The organism is Indioceanicola profundi (genome assembly GCF_003568845.1).
Taxonomy (GTDB): Bacteria; Pseudomonadota; Alphaproteobacteria; order Azospirillales; family Azospirillaceae; genus Indioceanicola; species Indioceanicola profundi.
Genome location: NZ_CP030127.1, coordinates 918,357 through 937,031, shown reverse-complemented (window position 1 = coordinate 937,031; position 18,675 = coordinate 918,357). Strand labels below are relative to the sequence as shown.

Annotated in this window: 17 protein-coding genes and 2 pseudogenes; 12 read left to right on the top strand and 7 right to left on the bottom strand. The window is 67.2% G+C overall.

Annotation, left to right across the window (positions count from 1 at the left end):
* Positions 1-11 precede the first annotated feature (11 nt).
* Together DOL89_RS20290 and DOL89_RS20285 are read left to right on the top strand one after the other, a co-directional pair.
* Positions 12-335: a hypothetical protein gene (locus DOL89_RS20290; RefSeq protein ID WP_162937727.1), complete on the top strand. Its 324-nt coding sequence runs from the start codon at positions 12-14 to the stop codon at positions 333-335.
* 191 nt (positions 336-526) lie between these two features.
* Entirely contained in the window at positions 527-1,525 is a 999-nt protein-coding gene (locus DOL89_RS20285) for a TerC family protein (RefSeq protein WP_119681156.1), read from the top strand.
* A gap of 85 nt (positions 1,526-1,610) precedes the next feature.
* Here DOL89_RS20285 and DOL89_RS20280 read toward each other — a convergent pair whose 3' ends face one another.
* On the bottom strand, positions 1,611-2,690 hold the full coding sequence (locus DOL89_RS20280; RefSeq protein ID WP_119681155.1) for a serine hydrolase domain-containing protein: 1,080 nt from the start codon (positions 2,688-2,690) through the stop codon (positions 1,611-1,613).
* A gap of 133 nt (positions 2,691-2,823) precedes the next feature.
* Here DOL89_RS20280 and DOL89_RS20275 point away from each other — a divergent pair, with 133 nt between their 5' ends.
* The gene (locus DOL89_RS20275) at positions 2,824-3,348 is read left to right on the top strand and encodes a DUF2780 domain-containing protein (RefSeq protein WP_162937726.1); all 525 of its coding nucleotides are present in this window, start codon (positions 2,824-2,826) and stop codon (positions 3,346-3,348) included.
* A 16-nt stretch (positions 3,349-3,364) separates the two neighbouring features.
* Here the strand turns inward: DOL89_RS20275 and DOL89_RS20270 are convergent, their stop codons facing one another.
* The gene (locus DOL89_RS20270) at positions 3,365-4,369 is read right to left on the bottom strand and encodes a LacI family DNA-binding transcriptional regulator (protein ID WP_119681153.1); all 1,005 of its coding nucleotides are present in this window, start codon (positions 4,367-4,369) and stop codon (positions 3,365-3,367) included.
* Between the two features lie 183 nt (positions 4,370-4,552).
* Between DOL89_RS20270 and ptsP the strand changes: the two genes are divergently transcribed.
* Genes ptsP through DOL89_RS20255 form a run of 3 tightly spaced genes read left to right on the top strand, consistent with a single transcriptional unit; the run spans position 4,553 to position 9,797 of the window.
* Positions 4,553-7,069, top strand: coding sequence for a phosphoenolpyruvate--protein phosphotransferase (gene ptsP / locus DOL89_RS20265; protein ID WP_119681152.1), 2,517 nt, complete (start codon positions 4,553-4,555; stop codon positions 7,067-7,069).
* A complete protein-coding gene (pfkB, locus tag DOL89_RS20260; protein WP_119681151.1) occupies positions 7,066-8,049 on the top strand; it encodes a 1-phosphofructokinase in 984 nt (327 codons plus the stop codon). The genes ptsP and pfkB overlap by 4 nt, the downstream gene beginning before the upstream one ends.
* A gap of 32 nt (positions 8,050-8,081) precedes the next feature.
* Positions 8,082-9,797 carry a PTS fructose transporter subunit IIBC gene (locus DOL89_RS20255; protein WP_119681386.1) on the top strand — a complete coding sequence of 572 codons (1,716 nt, stop codon included), beginning with the start codon at positions 8,082-8,084 and terminating at the stop codon, positions 9,795-9,797.
* A 15-nt stretch (positions 9,798-9,812) separates the two neighbouring features.
* On the opposite strand, the gene DOL89_RS20250 is transcribed toward DOL89_RS20255, so the two are convergent.
* Positions 9,813-10,364, bottom strand: a complete 552-nt coding sequence (locus DOL89_RS20250; RefSeq protein ID WP_119681150.1) for an RBBP9/YdeN family alpha/beta hydrolase — start codon at positions 10,362-10,364, stop codon at positions 9,813-9,815.
* Between the two features lie 31 nt (positions 10,365-10,395).
* Entirely contained in the window at positions 10,396-11,832 is a 1,437-nt protein-coding gene (locus tag DOL89_RS20245; RefSeq protein WP_119681149.1) for a multicopper oxidase family protein, read from the bottom strand.
* 150 nt (positions 11,833-11,982) lie between these two features.
* Between DOL89_RS20245 and DOL89_RS20240 the strand changes: the two genes are divergently transcribed.
* Positions 11,983-12,315: a YnfA family protein gene (locus DOL89_RS20240; protein WP_119681148.1), complete on the top strand. Its 333-nt coding sequence runs from the start codon at positions 11,983-11,985 to the stop codon at positions 12,313-12,315.
* 76 nt (positions 12,316-12,391) lie between these two features.
* On the opposite strand, the gene DOL89_RS20235 is transcribed toward DOL89_RS20240, so the two are convergent.
* Positions 12,392-12,595, bottom strand: a complete 204-nt coding sequence (locus DOL89_RS20235) for a hypothetical protein (protein WP_162937725.1) — start codon at positions 12,593-12,595, stop codon at positions 12,392-12,394.
* Positions 12,596-12,792: 197 nt separating this feature from the next.
* On the opposite strand from DOL89_RS20235, the gene DOL89_RS20230 reads away from it, so the two are divergent.
* Positions 12,793-13,908, top strand: coding sequence for an NADH:flavin oxidoreductase/NADH oxidase (locus DOL89_RS20230; protein ID WP_119681146.1), 1,116 nt, complete (start codon positions 12,793-12,795; stop codon positions 13,906-13,908).
* A gap of 28 nt (positions 13,909-13,936) precedes the next feature.
* Here the strand turns inward: DOL89_RS20230 and DOL89_RS20225 are convergent.
* Positions 13,937-15,400: pseudogene (locus tag DOL89_RS20225) on the bottom strand (MATE family efflux transporter).
* A 68-nt stretch (positions 15,401-15,468) separates the two neighbouring features.
* Positions 15,469-16,353, bottom strand: a complete 885-nt coding sequence (locus tag DOL89_RS20220; protein WP_119681145.1) for a YihY/virulence factor BrkB family protein — start codon at positions 16,351-16,353, stop codon at positions 15,469-15,471.
* Positions 16,354-16,907: 554 nt separating this feature from the next.
* On the opposite strand from DOL89_RS20220, the gene DOL89_RS20215 reads away from it, so the two are divergent.
* The 4 genes and pseudogenes from DOL89_RS20215 to DOL89_RS25660 all read left to right on the top strand — a co-directional run bounded on the left by DOL89_RS20215 (position 16,908) and on the right by DOL89_RS25660 (position 18,593).
* Positions 16,908-17,417: a CHASE3 domain-containing protein gene (locus tag DOL89_RS20215; RefSeq protein ID WP_119681144.1), complete on the top strand. Its 510-nt coding sequence runs from the start codon at positions 16,908-16,910 to the stop codon at positions 17,415-17,417.
* Complete coding sequence (locus DOL89_RS25670) at positions 17,417-17,875, top strand: HAMP domain-containing protein (RefSeq protein ID WP_162937724.1); 459 nt, start codon at positions 17,417-17,419, stop codon at positions 17,873-17,875. Before DOL89_RS20215 ends, DOL89_RS25670 begins: the two co-directional genes overlap by 1 nt.
* An 81-nt stretch (positions 17,876-17,956) precedes the next feature.
* A pseudogene (locus tag DOL89_RS25665) lies at positions 17,957-18,178 on the top strand (methyl-accepting chemotaxis protein); the annotation flags it as partial.
* 115 nt (positions 18,179-18,293) lie between these two features.
* Positions 18,294-18,593 carry a hypothetical protein gene (locus DOL89_RS25660; protein WP_225890058.1) on the top strand — a complete coding sequence of 100 codons (300 nt, stop codon included), beginning with the start codon at positions 18,294-18,296 and terminating at the stop codon, positions 18,591-18,593.
* Positions 18,594-18,675: the final 82 nt, after the last annotated feature.

Below are 18,675 nucleotides of genomic sequence, written 5' to 3'. Positions count from 1 at the left end.
GCTCGGGGCTGATGACAAGTGCTGATCTGGTCTTGCAATTCCTGGGAACCGCGGTCAATCCGTTGGTGCTGGCAGCGGCCCTGTTCGCCACTTTGCGGTTGTCCCGGGCTTGGCAGGTGCGCCTGACGGGCACTGTGCTGGCAGGCGCCCTGGGCGGGATTGAGGGCGCGGTGCTGGGAGGCGCGGTGCCGGCCCTTTCCTATGCCTTCGTCAGTGCCGGGGCCGGGTTGGTGGTGACCGAAGCCATCCTCCATGTGGTTCCGGCCCTGATCCTGTTCGTCCTGCGGGTTGCCGCCAGAGCGCAAGCGTGGTTGCGCAAACAGGGCGTCCTCTGATCAGGACCCGGCTCCCGCCCGGCGCGGCAGAAGAGCGGAAGAATTTTTCATCGGGACCCTTGCAAGCTGCTGCTGGACGTCCGATTTCTGCTGCTCGGGTCCGGGCCCCTCTGGCAGCCGAGGCGTCGGCTGTGATGTCGGACTAACCATCCCACATCGCCTACGCAGGCACCAGACGCTGGAGTTCCCTCGTGGACGCCATGATTGCGTTGCTCTCCACGCCCTTGCTCGGCAAGGCGGCGTGGCTTTGGCTGTCGTTCTTCGGTATCGTCCTCCTCCTCCTCGCCTTCGATCTCGGTGTCCTCAACAAGAAGGATCATGAGATCGGAATTGGAGAAAGCCTGAAGCTTTCCACCTTCTATATCGCCATCGCCGCGATCTTCGGCGGCTGGGTCTGGTGGTATCTCGGCCCCACGCCGGGCATGCAGTATTTCACCGGCTTCGCGCTGGAAAAGGCGTTGGCGATGGACAACGTCTTTGTTATTTCGCTGATCTTCACCTACTTCGCGGTTCCCAGGCTGTACCAGCACCGGGTCCTGTTCTGGGGCATCCTGGGCGTGATCCTGCTGCGCGGCCTGATGATCGGCTTCGGGGCGGCGTTGATCGCGCAATGGTCCTGGATTCTCTATATCTTCGGCGCGTTCCTGATCGTGTCCGGCATCAAGATGCTGGCCGTCGATGGCGGCGAGCCGTCGCTGGATGATAATAGGCTGCTGGCCTGGGTGCGTCGCCGCATGCGGGTCAGCCCCGGCCTGCACGGGCACGATTTCTTTGTGAAGCTCCCCGACCCGGAAACCGGGCGCATGGTGCGCTATGCCACGCCGCTCTTCCTGGCTCTGGTCACGGTGGAGTTCGCGGACCTGATCTTCGCTGTGGACAGCGTGCCGGCGATCTTCTCGATCACCACGGACCCCTTCATCGTCTATACCAGCAACATCTTCGCCATCCTGGGCCTGCGCGCGCTGTATTTCACGCTGGCCGCCATGGTGCACCGTTTCAAATATCTGAAGGTGGCGCTGTCGCTGGTGCTGATCTTCATCGGCGGCAAGATCTTCTGGAGCCATATCTACGGCAAGGTCGACCCGGCGATCTCGCTCGGCGTGACGTTCGGCCTGCTCGCCGGCGGCGTGCTCTACTCGCTCTGGAAGACCAGCCGCGAGACCAGGACGGACCCGGGTCTCGCCGAGTAACGCGTGCGGAACGGCGGACACCCTCAACCGGCGTCTGCCGCATTCTCCCTCAACGCAGGGCCGACGAGTGCAGTCGGGCTCTCCGTCACGCCTCTTCCGCGGCAGGGATTATGCCGTCCGCCAACAGGGCGTTCAGATCGCCCACATGTCCTTCCGACCGCGCCGGGCGCGTGGGATCGGAGGTGACCACGACCGTCAGGCCCAGGGAAGGCACCAAATACAGCATCTGGCCGCCATATCCCCTGGCATAGGTCACGATGCGGCCGCGCGCCTCCGTGATGAACCAGCCATATCCGTAGGAATCACCGGAGAAGGGGGACCAGGTCCGCGGCACCCAGGACGCTTCCGTCCAGGCGGCGCTCAACACCTGCTGCCCTTTCCAGACGCCGCCCTGCCGCCACATCTCTCCAAACCGGAACAGGTCCATGGGCGACAGCGCCATGTTGTTGCCGCCCATGTAAAAGCCCTGCGGGTCCTGCGTCCAGGGCGGGATATCGATCCCCAGCGGCCGGCCCAGCCATTCCCGCGCCAGCGAGAGCAGGTTGCGTTCCGCGGCCTTGGACAGGGCCGCTCCCAGCAGATGATAGCTGCCGGTGGAATACAGCATCCGTTCACCGGGCTCGGCGACGAAGGGGCGGTTCAGGGCGAAGGCAACCCAGTTCCCGCTTTCGACCCAGCGCCCGTAATTCGGCCCGGATGTCCGTTCCAGGCCGGCCTGCATGGTCAGCAGATCGGCGACTGTGATGCTTCCGACCCGCGGGTCGGCTCCGTCCGGGATCAGGTCCGGCATGATTGCGGACAACGGTTGCTCGACGCTCTCCAGAATACCGCGATCCAGTGCCGCCCCGGCCAGGGAGGCGATGATGGTTTTCGACACGGATTTCACATTGACCGCACGGTCGAGCTTCGGCCCGCGGAACACCTCGCCGGCGACGATCTCTCCATCCCGGGCAACGATCAGACTGTGAAGCTGGTCGAGTTCCGCCGCACGTGTCCGGACACGATCCAGCATAGCGGCGTCGAGACGACGCGCCGGCGAGGCCGCGCGTGCGTCCGATGCCGCCAGGGGCCAGGGAAGTGCAGCGGCGAGTGGACCCGCTGCGGCTTTCAGCACGGCACGCCGGCCCAACGAGGGACCCGTCAGAGGAGGTGTTGGTTCTGTCATGTGCAGCAATCTGGTATGTGCCCGCGGAATTCCAAGAAGGCCGTGTGTCGGCTGTCGGGAGGGAACGGTGTCATGGGACGGGCGGTTGCAGGGGCTTGAGCCGCATTCTAGGACCGCATCAAGGATCAAGCCCATGTCCAGCTTTACCCGCCGCCATGCCCTCAAACTTGCCGGGGCTGCCTGCATCCTGGCCCTGGTGCCGCTTGCCCCGGCCCGCGCCGCCGCCAGTGCCGGCGGGCTGGTCGATGCGCTCACCAACCAGCTCGGCATCAGCCGGCCGCAGGCCGAGGGCGGGGCCGGAGCCCTGTTCGGGCTGGCCCGGCAGCGTATGGCGCCCGACCAGTTCTCCCAGGTGGAGCAGGAGGTGCCTGGCGTGAACTCCCTGATCCAGTCCGCTCCAGGCGGCGGGCAGGCCGACTATGGCCAGCAGACGGGCGGCGGTCTCGGCGGGCTGGCCGGCGGGGCGCTCGGCGCGCTGAACGGCCAGAACGGGGCGGCAGGTGGTCTCGGCGCCCTTGCCCCGCTGGCCGGAACCTTCAGCCAGCTGGGCATTCCGCCGGACATGGCGGCGCGCTTCCTGCCGGTCGTAATGGAATATCTGAACGGAAGCGGGGCTGGCTCCGCCGCCGGGATGCTGCAAGGGGCGCTGGGCGGCTGAGGTCCGGCGGGGACGGTCAGGCAGTCAGGTCGGCCATCGCGGGCCGCAGGGTGGAACCGCGAATGATGCAGCGTCCGCTCAGGACCACCTTCCTGGTCGGCGCACCGGGTGCATGCATGCGCTCGAACAGCATGCGCATGGCCTGACGCCCGATCTCCTCCGTAGGCTGCTCGATCACTGTCATTCCGGGATCAACCAGTTCGGTCCAGCTCTCATTGTCGAATCCGGCGACGGCCAGGTCGGCGGGAATGCCGATCCCCTTACGGCGGGCCGCGCGCACCACCCCGACCATCAGCAGGCTGTTGCTGACCAGTATGGCTTCGGGCCGGCTGGGCTCCTCCAGCCATTGCAGCAGCTCCGCCTCCGCCGCGTCGGCATAGGGAAAGACGAAGCGCGCCTGCGGCTCCAGCCCGTGTCGGGCGGCCGCTGCCAGATAGCCCTGATGCCGCTCGCGTCCGGTGCTGCTGGTATTTCCGAACAGGCCGCCAATGCGGCGGTAACCTTGGGCGTGGAGATGATCGACCAGTTGCATGCTGGCGGACTGATTGTCCAGCACCACGGCGTCATGCTCCCCGGCGGGGCCGGCGCGATCAATCAGCACCACCGGGAACTCCAGCTCATGCCGTTGGAACCGCTCCGCCGTTTCCTGGGTCGGGGCGAAGATCACGCCGGTAACGCGCTCCTCCTGCATCAGCCGCAGATACATGGCCTCCCGCTCCGGGTCCTCGTCGGTGTTGCACAGGATCACGCGCATCCCGGCCTCATAGGCGACCGTTTCGACAGCGTGCGCCACTGCGGTGAAGAAGGGATTCCGGATGTCGGCCACGATCAGGCCGATGGTATGGCTGTGCTGGGAGCGCAGACGCCGGGCGGACAGGTTGGGGCGGTAGCCCGTGGCACGGATCGCCGCCTCCACCTGTTCGCGTAGAGCGGGGCTGATGGGGCCATTGCCCAGCGCGCGTGAAACGGTGGCCGGCGACACGCCAGCGGCTCGGGCAACGTCCTTGATGCTGACTACCATGCGGGCGCTTCCGGAAAACGTTTCCAACCACACTAAACTATGCGCGGAGGATGCGCGCCTATTCTAGTTGGCTTTTGGCTGAGCATTTATCCGCCAATGGTCATCGCCCGGAAAAAACTTTGACTCATCCCGTGAGAACGTTTTCAGTGGCGTCAAAATCATACCGTCCGGGAGATGCCCATCATGTGCGCTACCGCCTCCGGCGAACTCTTGGTGCGAGAGCTGATCCGCCTGCGCGTCCGCCCCGATGACAAACAGGATGCCATCCGGCAGGCGGCGCAGATGTTGGTGGCATCGGGATGCGTGGAAGCCGGCTACGAGTCCAGCATGATCCGGCGGGAGGCGGTGGCGAATACCTTCCTCGGCCATGGCGTCGTCATCCCGCACGGGATTGGGGAGGATCGCGGCATGGTCCGGCGCAACGGCGTCGCCATCCTGCAGGTGCCGGACGGGGTGGAATGGAACCCCGGGCAGACGGCCCGTCTGGTGATCGCCATCGCTGCCCAGTCCGACGCCCATATTTCCATCCTGCGCCGCCTGACCCGCCTGCTCCAGGATGAGGAAAGGCTGGGGCGGCTCTTCACCACCGACGACGCGGATGAGCTGATCACGGCATTGGGGGAGGAGCCGTCCGCCCCGGCCGCCACCGCGCCCGCGGCCGATCTGGCGGAGAGCTTCACCTGGGACGTAGCCTATCCCGCCGGCCTGCATGCCCGTCCGGCAACGGCATGGGTGGAGGCTGCCCGTCCCTTCGCGGCCCGCATCCGGGTCCGGCACGGCAACGACACAGCCGATGCGAAGAATCTGGTTTCCCTGCTGCAATTGGGTCTCCGGCCCGGCGACCGGGTGACCATCTCGGCGGAGGGGGCGGACGCCGGCAACGCCTTGGCGCGTATGCGCGCCGTGGTGACCGGGCTCACGGCGCAGGAACAGGCCGATGCCGCCATGGCCACCCGCCGGGCGCAGCAGACGCCGGTCCAGGGCTGGACCCCGCCGGGCTCCCCGGTCACGCTTGCCGGCATCGCCGCAGCCCCCGGCGTGGCGATCGGCACCATCAGGGTGCTGGCGTCGGCGGAGCTCGCCGTTCCAGACTGCCCGGTGCCCTTGACCGAGGGCGGGGCCGAGCTGCACCGCGCCCTGACCGCCACCCGCCTTCAGCTCAAGGCGCTGGAGGATGATACCGCCCGTCGCCTGGGTGCCGCCGAGGCGGGCATCTTCAAGGCGCAGGCGGAGCTGCTTAACGACACCGATCTGATCACCTTGGCTTGCCAGCTCATGGTGGAAGGCCATGGGGTGGCTTGGTCGTGGAATGAGAGCGTGGAGCAGATGGCAGGCCGCCTCGCGGCGCTGGGCAACCCGGTCCTGGCCGCCCGCGCCGCCGATCTGCGCGACGTGGGGCGTCGGGTGCTTGCCCAACTCGATCCCAGCCTGCGCGGCGGCAGCCTGCAGGACCTGCCGGACGGCCCCACCATCCTGGTCGCCACCGACCTGTCACCCTCCGACACGGCCGGGTTGGACCCGGCCAAGGTGGTGGGCCTCGCCACCGCCCAGGGCGGCCCTACGGCGCACACCGCCATCCTCGCCCGCACGCTGGGCCTGCCGGCCGTGGTGGCAGCCGGGCCGGCTGTTCTCGACCTTGCCGATGGCACGATGGCTATAATCGACGGTCAGGCCGGCCGCCTCTATCTCGATCCCAGCCAGGCGGACCTGGATTCGGCTTGGGGCTGGATCGAGCAGCAGCAACAGATCCGCGCGCGGGAGGCCGAGCAGCGCAGCCTTCCCGCCCGCACAAGCGACGGGCACAGCGTCGCCATTGGGGCCAACATCAACCTGCCCGACCAGGCCCCCTTCGCCCTGGAGCAAGGGGCGGAAGGCGTCGGGCTGATGCGCACCGAGTTCCTGTTCCTGGAGCGCGGAGAGACGCCGACCGAGGACGACCAGTTCGAGACTTATGTGGCCATGCTGGCGGCGCTCGAGGGGCGGCCCCTGATCGTCCGGGCCCTCGATATCGGCGGCGACAAGCAGGTGGCGCACCTGAACCTCCCGCATGAGGAAAACCCGTTCCTGGGCGTGCGCGGCGCCCGCTTGCTGCTGCGCCGGCCGGACCTGCTGGAGCCGCAGTTGCGTGCGCTCTACCGTGCCGCCAAGCGGGGCGGGGACCTCTCCATCATGTTCCCGATGATCACCTCCGTCCCGGAGGTGCTGGCCCTGCGCGCGGTGTGCGAGCGCATCCGTGCGGAGTTGGATGCGCCGCAGGTGCCGCTCGGCATCATGATCGAAGTGCCGGCCGCAGCCATTCAGGCCGACATCCTGGCCCGGCATGTGGATTTCTTCTCCATCGGCACCAACGACCTGACCCAGTACGCGCTCGCCATCGACCGGCAGAACCCTGAACTGGCGGCGGAGGCGGACAGCCTGCACCCGGCTGTGCTGCGCCTAATCCGCCAGACGGTGGATGGCGCGGCGGTGCATGGAAGGTGGGTGGGGGTCTGCGGCGGCATCGCCGGCGATCCGTTCGGCGCCGCCCTGCTGACCGGCCTGGGCGTGCAGGAACTGTCCATGACCCCGCGCGACGTATCGGCGGTCAAGGCGCGGCTGCGCGGCAGCAGCCTGTACGCCCTGCGGGAGTTGGCCCTCAAGGCGCTGGAGGCTGAGACGGCGGCCGAGGTGCGTGGCCTGGACGCGGGAGCCGGCGCATGACCGGCCCCGTCATCACCCTGACCCTGAACCCGGCCATCGACCAGACGGTCAGCCTGGACCGGCTGGCGCCGGGCGCGGTCAACCGCGCCAGCGCCGTCCATTACAACGCCGGCGGCAAGGGCGTGAACGTCGCGAGTTGCCTTGCCGATTGGGGCGTGCCGACGCTGGCGATAGGCGTGCTCGGGGCCGACAATTCCGCTCCGTTCGAGGCGCTGTTCTCCACCAAGGGCATCGGCGACAGATTCCTGCGCCGGCCCGGCCGCACCCGTACCAACATCAAGCTGGTGGAAGCGGACGGGACCACCACGGATGTCAACCTGCCGGGGCTGGTGGTGGACGCCGCCACCTGTGCCGAGTTGCGCAGCGGATTGGGGGGCCAGCTTGCCCCGGATGGGCTGGCGGTCCTGGCCGGAAGCCTGCCCGCCGGGCTTGCCGATGGCATCTATGCGGACCTTGTGGGGGAGCTGGCGGGTGCAGGTGTGCGCGTGGTGCTGGACGCCAGCAACGCCCCGCTGGCGGCCGCATTGGCAGCTCCGGTCCTGCCCTACTGCATCAAGCCGAACCGGCATGAGCTAGAAGCCTTTACGGGCCGGGACCTGTCGGCCCGGAGCGACCTGCTGGCCGCGGCAGGCACCCTGGTGGAGCGGGGCGTGGCGCTGGCGGTGGTGTCGCTGGGGGCTGGCGGAGCCCTGTTCCTGTCCGCCGAAGACGCCATCCATGCCGCGCTGCCGCCGACGCGGACGCCCAGCACCGTCGGGGCGGGCGACGCGATGGTGGCCGGCATCGTCGCAGGTCTGGTCGCCGATATGCCGCTGGAGGCGCTGGCACGGCTGGCGACCGCCTTCGCCGCCGGCAAGCTGCGCCGCATCGGGCCGCATCTGCCACCGGCGGATGAGGTGCGGAAACTGGCGGCGGCGGCCAGGATCACGCGCGCCGACGTCTGGGCGGCGGAAACCGGCACCGGGAACGCCGGGCAGTGAAGAATGAGGGGCGGTGCCCCGGGGAGGAATTCATGACCAATATCCTGGCGGTCGTCGACGCCGGCGAATTCAGCACCCAGGCGGTTCTGGCGGCGGAAGCCCTGCGCAAGGCTGCCGGCCAGCGCGGCCTTCAGCTCGCGGCCGAGGTGCGGATGGAGCAGGGCGTGCTGAACCCGCTGGACCTCGCGGCGATGCCGGCCGACGCGCCGGTGCTGCTGGTCGGGGGCGGCGCGCTGGAAGAGGAGCGTTTTGCCGGCCGCAGGTTGGTGAAGGCTTCGGTGGAGGAGGTGCTGGCGGACGCGGATGCCGTGCTGGCGCGGGTGGCAGAGGGCACGGCTGCCACGGCCGGGTTGGAGTCCGGCGGTCGCCAGCGCCGGATCGTCGCCATCACCTCCTGCCCCACCGGTATCGCCCATACCTTCATGGCGGCGGAAGGGCTGCAGCAGGGCGCCCAGGCGCTGGGTCATGACATCAGGGTGGAGACCCAAGGCTCCGTCGGTGCACGCGACACGCTGACGGATGAGGAAATCCGTGCTGCCGATCTGGTCCTGATCGCCGCCGACACGCAGGTCGATCTCAGTCGCTTTGCCGGTAAGAAGGTCTTCTTGAGCGGCACCAAGCCCGCCATCAAGAATGGCCGCGCCCTGATCGACAAGGCCTTCACAGAGGCCAGCGTCCAGGGCGGCGCATCTGCGGCGGCTGGGGCGGATGACAGGCCGAAGCGGACGGAGCGTACCGGTCCCTATAAGCACCTCATGACCGGCGTGTCCTTCATGTTGCCCTTCGTGGTGGCCGGCGGATTGATGATCGCGGTGGCCTTCGCGCTGGGCGGCATCTATGCCTTCGAGGAGTCCAACGAGGGCACGCTGGCCTATTCCCTGTTCCAGATCGGGGCCAATGCCGCCTTCGTGCTGATGATCCCGGCGCTTGCCGGATATATCGCCTTCTCGGTGGCGGACCGGCCCGGCATCGCGCCGGGCATGATCGGCGGGCTGGTCGCCGCCAATCTCGGGGCCGGCTTCCTGGGCGGTATCGCGGCGGGGTTCATCGCCGGCTATGGCGTGGCCTTCCTGAACCGCGTGATCAAGCTGCCCCGCACCCTGGAAGGGCTGAAACCGGTGCTGATCCTGCCGACGCTGGGCACGCTGCTCACCGGGTTGCTGATGATCTATGTGGTGGGCACGCCTGTGGCGGCGGTGCTTTCGGCCCTGACCACTTGGCTTCAGAGCATGCAGGGCAGCAGTGCCATCCTGCTTGGCCTGCTGATCGGGGCGATGATGAGCTTCGACATGGGCGGCCCGGTGAACAAGGCCGCCTACGCCTTCGCCACCGGCCTGATCGCCAGCCAGATCTATACGCCCATGGCCGCCGCGATGGTGGCGGGCATGACCCCGCCGTTGGGCCTGGCCCTGGCCTGCCGCCTGTTCGCCAGCCGCTTCACCAAGGATGAGCGGGAAGCGGGCAATGCCGCCGCCGTGCTGGGTCTCGCCTTCGTCACGGAGGGAGCGATCCCCTTCGCCGCGCGCGACCCGCTGCGGGTGATTCCGGCCCTGGTCGCCGGTTCCGCCCTTGCGGGCGCGATCTCCATGGGCTTCGCGGCGGAACTGAAGGTGCCGCATGGCGGTGTCTTCGTGCTGCCGATCCCCAACGCGGTGACCCATCTGGGCGGCTATCTGCTGGCGCTGGTGGTCGGTACGGCGGTGACCGCGTTGATGCTGCGTCTGCTGCTACGCCCGATCGCCCGCTGATCCGGGCAGGCGGCTTTAACCCGCTTGGTGGCGAAGGCCGGCGCGGAAGGCGGATAGAAGCTTGGCCCCCAGCGGCCAGTCGCCCAGCCCGCTGCTGGAATTGATGTGGCCCAGTGCGCCGACTTCGATGAAGCCCGCCCCCCAGGCCCGCGCCCGCCTTTCCGCATGGGCAGTCGTGCCGAAGGGGTCGTCCGTGCTGGCGATGATGAGGGTGGGGAAGGGCAGGGTCCTATCCGGCACCGCCCGGAAGGACGGAGCTTCCTCCGGAAACTGCGGGCCGTCCGGGTCCGGCACGGCGACGAGGAAGGCACCGGCGATCCGCCGGTCCGGCCGCGCCGCCGCCCAGTGCGGAACCAGCAGACAGGCGAGGCTGTGCGCGACCAGAAGCGGCGGCTCCGATGCCGCTGCGACCGCGCGGTCTAGGGCCGTGATCCAGTCCTGAAGATCGGGCTGATCCCAGCTCGATGGCTGGAAGCGGACCATGCCGGCATCCGCCCGTTCCCAAAGCGTCTGCCAATGCGCCTCGCCGGAACCGCCATAGCCGGGCAGGATGATGGTCTGGGACATCGGACAAACCTCGGCAAGGGAGTGGACGGGGTCAGGCCACGCGGATCGTGCTCATCATGCCGGCGGACTGATGCTCCAGGATATGGCAGTGGAACATCCAGTCGCCGGGATTGTCGGCGACGAAGGCGATCTCGACCCGCTCCTTAGGGGATAGCAGCACGGTGTCCTGCCATTCCCTGAAGCGGGTCGGCTTTCCATTGCGGGACAGCACCCGGAATGTGTGGCCATGCAGGTGCATGGGATGGTGCCAGGCCGTGTCGTTCGCCATGGCAATTACGCAGCTCCGGCCCTGCTCCAGCGTGAGGATCGGCTCCATGACATGGCCGCTGGAGGCCGTGCCGTTGATGGCCCAGGCCATGCCCTGCCGCATCATTGTGCGGATGTCGAGGGGCTTCCCGTCCAGCATCGCCCCGGTCATGCTGCCCATCATGCCTCCGCCCAGCACCACCTCATGCCGCACGGCGGCGGCGAGGTCCGGTTCCGGCACAGGGTTTGCCGGCAGGGCGATGGGCGTGTCCATTGGCTGGTCCCGCAGCCGCTCCGGCCCATAGGCCAGATCGACCAGCCGGTAGGCCAGCCTGGGATAGAACTCGTCCACCACTGTGGCGCGGTCCCCCGGACTGCCGATCATGTCGAGAATCAGGTCGATGCGCATGGCCGGGGCCAGCACCACTTGGCCGTCCTCCGGCTCATGCGGCTCCACCGGATGGCCATCGATGGCGATGATGCGAGGCTGATGGTCCTGGAAGCGAAGGCCGAAGATGCGGGCGTTGGCGGCATTGATCAGGCGCAGCCGGATACGCTCTCCCGCCTGCGCCGGAAAGGCGTCCGGCAGCCGGCCGTTGATGCTGGGCGTGTTGCCCAGCCGGCCATTGTGGCTGAGGTCGTGGAAATTGCCGAAATCCCCGCTGATGGAGGCATCGGCCTCCAGCCGCCAATCATCCAGTACCCAGGTCACGTCCCGGTCCACCTGGATCGGCTCACGCTCCTCCACGATAAGCGCACCGTACAGGCCCCGTTCGACCTGCTCATGACTGCGGATGTGCGGGTGGTACCAGAAGGTGCCGGCGTCCAGCGCATCGAACTCGTAGGTGAAGGTCTCGCCGGGGCCAATGGGCGGGCGCGGCATGTGCGGAACGCCGTCCATGCCGTTGGGAACGCGCATGCCGTGCCAGTGCACGGTGGTCTCCTCGGCCAGCGCGTTGGTTACTTCGATGCGAAGCCGGTCGCCCTGGCGGACGCGGATTTCGGGACCGGGAACAAGGCCGTCATAGGCCCATACCGCCGTTTCCGGATAGCCGTCTCCGACCAGCTTGACCTGCCCGGGGCCGGGCTTCAGCCTATGAACCGGTCCGGCCGCCCCGGCCGACCACACCAGTCCGGGCGACAAAGCTGCGGCCGTGGCGGCGCCACCAGCCAGGAGCAGGCGACGTCGGCCGACCAACGGACCAGAGAAACTGTACCGCATGCAAATCCTCAACCAGGTGCTGGTCCCCCAGCTCCATTTCTGCCCTGAAACGGCGTCTGGACGCAAACGGCGCAGTAGCAGCCGTCCAGGCGCTTGGTCCGACCTGCCGTTGTCCGGTCGTGCCCGGTATGGAATGCTGGACTGCCGCCGATGAACGCCCTCGTCCTCTACAGTCTTGCGGCGCTAGCGGAAATTGCGGGCTGCTTTTCCTTCTGGGCGTGGCTGCGCCTGGACAGGACACCCCTGTGGATCGTCCCCGGCATCGCTAGCCTGATCGCGTTCGCATGGCTGCTCACCCGCATCGACGCGGATTTCGCAGGCCGCGCCTATGCCGCCTATGGCGGGGTCTATATAGCAGCCTCACTGGCTTGGCTCTGGATAGCGGAGGGGCAGCGGCCCGACCGGTGGGACGTCACCGGCGCGGCCATCTGTCTGGTGGGCGCTGCCCTCATCCTGCTGGGGCCGCGCGGGACGGCGAGCTGAGCGGAGCGGGCAGGCCGCCCGATCAACTTCGCCAGCGAGGCGGTATCGCCAGAGCCTGGGTTGCCTCTGGCGGGGTTTATTTCCAGCCCGGCTTGCCGGATTGCGTGTCGGGCCGGCTGGTTGCCGTCGATCCGCCTTCCTGACTGACCTGGCCGGCCTTGTCGCCGCGGCGTGTTTCATCCGGATTGTGCTTGGCCGCCGGACCCTCGCCGCTGGGCGGATTCGACTTCGGGTCCGCCGTGCCGCCGGCCCGACCTTCGGGATTGCGATTATCCGCCATCGTTTCCTCCATGAGTCATCACTCCGCCCACAATCGGAGCAGAGGAGGATTGTTCCCTGATGGCACCAATGCGCGCGCAAGCCTTGAGACCAGCTTGACCGCAGCCGCCTGCACGGCTTGATGTTACCTGCCCTTGGGAAAACGGAGCGCCGAGGTATATCCCGTTTCGGTTCCGGCCAAATAAGGAGAGCGTTGCGATGACCAGTCACCTGTTCCAGCCGATCCGGCTCGGCAATCTCGAGCTTGAGAACCGGATCGTCATCGCGCCGATGTGCCAGTATTCGGCAGAGGATGGAAAACCCGGGAACTGGCACCTGATCCATCTCGGGCATCTGGCGCTGTCCGGAGCCGGCCTGATGTTCCTGGAGGCCACGGCGGTGGAGCCGGAAGGCCGCATCAGCCCGGCCGATCTCGGACTCTGGTCGGACGAGACGGAGGCGGCGCTGACCCGCGTGCTGGAAGCCGTCCGCAAGGAATCCGCCGTGCCGATCGGAATCCAGCTCGCCCATGCCGGACGCAAGGCCTCTGTCCGTCCGCCATGGCAGGGCGGGGGGCAGGTGCCGCGCCAGGAAGGCGGTTGGGACTGCTTCGCCCCATCGCCGCTGGCGCACGATCCCGGTGAGCGGACGCCGCTGGCGCTCGATGCGGCAGGCCTCGACCGGGTGCGCGATGCCTTCGTGGAATCCGCGAAGCGGGCGGCCAGGATGGGGTTCGAGACCGTGCAACTCCACGCTGCGCATGGCTATCTTCTGCACCAGTTTCTCTCCCCCATCTCCAACCAGCGCGACGACAGCTACGGCGGCAGCCTGGAGAACCGCATGCGCTTCCCGCTGGAGGTGTTCGACGCCGTGCGCGCCGCTTTCCCCAGCGACCGCCCGGTCGGCGTCCGCGTTTCAGCCACCGACTGGGCGGAGGGCGGCTGGGATCTGGAGCAGACGATTGCCTTCGCCAAGGCGGTGCAGGCGCGAGGATGCGACTATATCGACGTGTCGTCGGGCGGGCTGACCCCGGCGCAGAAGATCAAGCTGGAACCGGGATATCAGGTGCCCTTCGCCGAGGCGATCCGCGCCGCGACCGGCATGCCCACCATCGCCGTGGGGCTGATCACCGAGCCGATGCAGGCGGAGGAAGTCATCGCCACCGGAAAGGCGGACATGGTGGCGCTGGCCCGCGGCATCCTCTACGACCCGCGCTGGCCCTGGCATGCGGCGGCGGAGCTGGGGGCCGAGATCAAGGCGCCCAAGCAGTACTGGCGCTCCCAGCCGCGGGAGTACAAGCGCCTGTTCGGCACCACCTCCATCGAGCAGCGCTGACGCCCCAGTGCTGCGGCCAGAGCAGCGTTCACGGGTGGATGGCCGCGTGGCCGCGGGGAATGCCAAAGCCGGTATCCGGCGGTTCTCCGCCCACCGGACGCGGCCCCACCATGCGCGCCTCCCGCCATCGGCCCCAGCGATAATAGCCGGCGGCGAGCAGCAGTGAGACGCCGGCGCCTGCGGGGAAGCTCCACCAGATGGCGTCGTCGCCGAGGGTGTCCTGGAGCAGGTAGGCGAAGGATACGCGTATGGCGAGGAGGGAGAGGGTGAGGATCACCAGCGGCGGAACCACGGCGCCGGTGGCCCGCACCGTCCCGAACAGGACGATGGTGATGCCGAACAGCACAAAGGACCAGACAGCGATGCTGTTGATGTGAACTGCTTCGGCCACCGCCTCCGGATCGCCCGGCAGGAACAGGGCCAGGGCGGGCCGGTCGGCGGCATAGAGCAGGGCGACCAGCCCTCCGGTCAGGAAGAGATTGAACATGATGCCCGCCCGGGTGATGCGGCCGACCCTGTCCCAGCGTCCGGCCCCGATATTCTGCGCAGCCATGGAGGACACGGCCGCTCCGATGGCGAGGGCCGGCATCTGCACATAGGTCCAGAGCTGCGCTGCCACCCCGTAAGCCGCCGTCACGCGGGAACCGTAGCCGTTCACCAAGCCCATCAGCAGCAAGGCGGACGCCGAGATCACGATCATCTGGAGCCCCATGGGCACGCCCTTGGCCAGCACCGTTCGCAACAGGGCCGGGTCAGGACGCAGATAGGCGAGATCCGCGCCGGCAAGGCGCAGAGGATGACGCCGGCCATAAAGCAGGGCCAGCATCGACGTCAGCGCCACAGCCTGCGAGATCAGCGTCGCCAGGGCAGCTCCCGCAATTCCCAAGGGCGGCAGCGGCCCCGCTCCCGTGATGAGCAGCGGATTCAAAACCACGTCCAGCACGACGGCCAGACCCATGAAGTAGAAGGGGGTCCGCGAATCCCCGGCTCCGCGCAGCACGGTCATCAGGAAGCTCAGCCAGTTCATCGCCGGCACGGCCAGGAAGATGATCCGCAGATAGGTGGAGGCGAGGGGCGCCACATCCGGCGGCGTCCCAAGCAGGCGCAGGACATGGTCGGTAAGAAAATATCCGCCGGCGGCGAACAGGGCGGAGATCGCCAAGAAAAATGTAGCGCTGGTGCCGACCACCCGCTTGGCCCGCTCCAGGTCATGGGCGCCAAAGGCCTGCCCGACCAGGATCGTGCAGGCCATTCCGATCCCGAACACCGTGCCAAGGATCAGGAAGAGCACGAGATTGGCGTTGGCCGTGGCCGCTAGGGCTTCTTCCCCAAGGAAACGTCCGACCCACAGGGCGTTGATCGAGCCATTCACGGATTGCAGCACGTTTGACCCCAGCACCGGCTAGGCGAACAGCGCCAATGTGCGCGTGATCGGGCCCTGTGTCAGGTCAGTGCTGTAGGTACGGCGGGAGGAAGCGGGGGCGGCGGGCATGCTGCCTCAATGGCTGCGCCGGTCCACTGTTCCGGCCACTGGAACTGCCACGGTGTCCTGCGTGCGCTCTACTCCGCCGCTGCCTGCCGGGCGGATGTGTTCCTCCCGGTGCGGCTGCCAAGATGCTCGGAATAGAACCGTGTCACCTCCGCCCCGAACAGGAACACGGACGCGGAATAATAGACCCAGAGCAGGATGACGACGAACGATCCCGCGGCCCCATAGGTGCTGGCGACCCCGGCCGTGCTGAGATACAGGCTGATCAGGAACTTGCCGATCAGGAACAGCAGCGAAGTAATCGCCGCCCCAAGCGCTACATCGCGCCAGGGTATGTGCGTGTCGGGCAGGACGCGGAAGACGGCAGCGAAAAGAACGGCGAAGACGAACCAGCTCACGACGAGGTCGAACATCCAGAACAGGGCTGCGCCCTCGGGAAGATGGGTTTTGGCCAGGGTGGTGAGGGCGCCCAGCGCCGTACTGATGGTCAAGGAGACAATCAGCAGGAATCCGATGGCCCCGACCAGAGCCAGGCCTTTCAGGCGCGCCTTGACCAGCCAGGTCACGAGGGCCTCATTCGGCGGCTCTACCCGCCAGATGCGGTTCAGTGCCGCCTGCAGCTCACCGAACACCGTGGTGGCCCCGATGATCAGAACGCCGATGCCGAAGATGCCGGCCAGCGTGCTGGCCCCAGGGCTGCGTGCGCTGGCGACGAGCGTCTGCACCGTCTGCGCCTCCGCCGGGCCGACCAATTCCTCGATCTGATCGGCAATGGCGCCCTGCGCCGCCTGCTCACCGAAAATGATGCCGGCGAACGCGGTCACGAGGATGACAATCGGGGCCAGGGAGAAGGTCGTATAGAAGGCGATCGCGGCGGCCATGCTCATGGCGCCATCCTCGAACCACGCGCTCGCGGCCTTCACCACGATCCGATAGACCTGCAGCAGCCGCTCCATATCTCAACTCTGATGGCCAAGGTTGTTCATGCATCCCGGTGTTGGGCGGGACACGCCGTCGATCAAGCCCGCTTTCACGTCTGGCTAGAAGATGCCCAGGAGAGCGAGCAGCACGACCGTCAGCACCAGTGAAACAATGATCGAGCCCGCCAAGCCGAGGCGGTTCGAGAAAAAGAGAAACAAGACTCCCTCCCGTGTGCCATTGACCCATTCGAACCGTCCGGCCTCCTGGTGGTTCCCCGTCGGGCGAGGTGGCTGCCCACCCTCCCGGCGGGGAGGCTTACTTCACGATCCGACGCATCCAGATGGAATCAGCCGGCCCGATCTCCGTTCCAGCATGTGCAAGTATCAAAGTTAAAGTTGCAGCCGGTGATCGTAACCATTCATTCGCCACATTGTTTCGAGCTAGTGTAACAGCTAAAGGTGGTGACATTAGCTAAATTTACGCATTCAAAGATAGGTGGCCCGGTAGATCCTGGACCTGCGGCTAGACCCGCGCGGCTGGCTTCCCGGCTCCGACACGGGCTTCGAGTATCAATGCCTTGGAGTTTCTGATGCGGTTCTTCAGCGAGCTGACCATATCCCGGAAGCTGTCAGCAGCCTTCGCCGTGTTGATCGTCCTGATGCTCGGCGTCGGCGCGGTCACCTACAGCCGGCTGAGCTTTATCCAGAGCACCACCGCCTCGGGCAAGCACACGGCCTTGGTGCTGGACGCCGTCAAGGATGTCCTGGCGGCCATGGTGGACAAGGAGACAGGCCTTCGCGGCTTCACCATCACCATCGACGATGCATTCCTCGCTCCGTACAATTCAGGCAGGAATGCCTATCTGGAGGCACTCGGCCGGGCGAAACGACTGACTGCCGACAATCCGGAGCAGCAGCGCCGAGTGGATGCGTTGAACGGCGCTGCCGAGGAGTGGGTCGCCTACGCAAGCGACCAGATCGTCTTGCTGCGCCAGCCCGGCGGGCCGGAGCAGGTGCGGACAGCGGCGAAGGCCGGCGGCGGCAGATGGATACCGTCCGTAGCTTGGCCCACGAAATCCTTGATGCCGAGGAAAGCCTGATGCGGAGCCGCGCCGAAGCGCAGGACGGGGCATTCTCGACCGCGTATGCGGTGACCTTCGCAGGTGGCGGTGATTCCCAGCTCGTCGCCATCGGGGTGGCCCTCGGTCTAAGCCGCGGCATCGCCACGCCGATTGTCGCCATGACGGAGCTCATGCGTCGCTTGGCGCACGGGGACGGGTCAGTGGTGGTGGAAGGTCTTGGCCGCAAGGACGAGATCGGCGCCATGGCCCAGGCGGTCGAAATCTTCAAGCCTAATGCGGTGGAAGCCGACCGGCTTACGGCGGCGCAGGCCGGCGAGCAGGAAGCGAAGCAGCGCCGCGCCCGGGCGTTGGAGGCGCTGATCGGCGACTTCGATGGAACCGTCGCCAAAATCCTGAAGGCTGTCTCCAAGGCAGGAATGGAACTGGGAAGCACCGCACAGGGCATGAACACGCTGGCGGAACAGACGAAGCGGTAGGCTGCCGCCACAGCCGCCACAGCCGCCGCTGCCGAGCAGACCTCAGCCAACGTCCAGACCGTCGCTGCGGCGGCAGAGGAGATGAGCGGCTCAATCCAGGAGATCGCACGCCAAGTCCCCCGTTCCAGCACCGTTGCCGGTCAGGCGGTGGACGAGGCGGAACAGACCAACGCGACGGTGATCGCACTGGCTGATGCAGCTGCCAGGATCGGAACCGTCGTGCAGTTGATCCAGGACATCGCCGGGCAGACAAATCTGCTGGCCCTCAACGCCGCAATCGAAGCGGCGCGCGCCGGCGAGGCCGGTAAGGGCTTCGCCGTGGTGGCCAGCGAGGTGAAGAGCCTCGCCAACCAGACTGCGCGCGACGGAGGGCATCTCCGTCCAGATCCAGTCGATGCAGTCGGCGACCGCCAGCGCCGTGGATGCAATCCAGTCCATCTCCGGCACCATCCGGACGATCAGCGAGATCGCGACAACCATCTCCTCTGCGGTGGAGGAGCAGAATGCCACCACCTCGGAGATCAGCAGGAATGTGCAGCAGGCTGCGGCCGGGACTCAGGAAGTATCCGGCAATGTGGCCCAATTGAGCGAGGCTGCCGATATGACCAGCGCCTCCGCGGCGCAGGTGCTCGCCGCAGAGGGGCAGCTCGATCAGCAGGCAATCCGCCGGCTACGACTTGAGATCGAGCGCTTCCTGGCCGGCATCCGCGCGGCCTGAGCGAGGGTCGGGGTGGAGAGGAAGGTGCGCCGCCGTCCCTTCCCGCGCGGATAATCGGCGCGACTATACAGGAAATACCTCC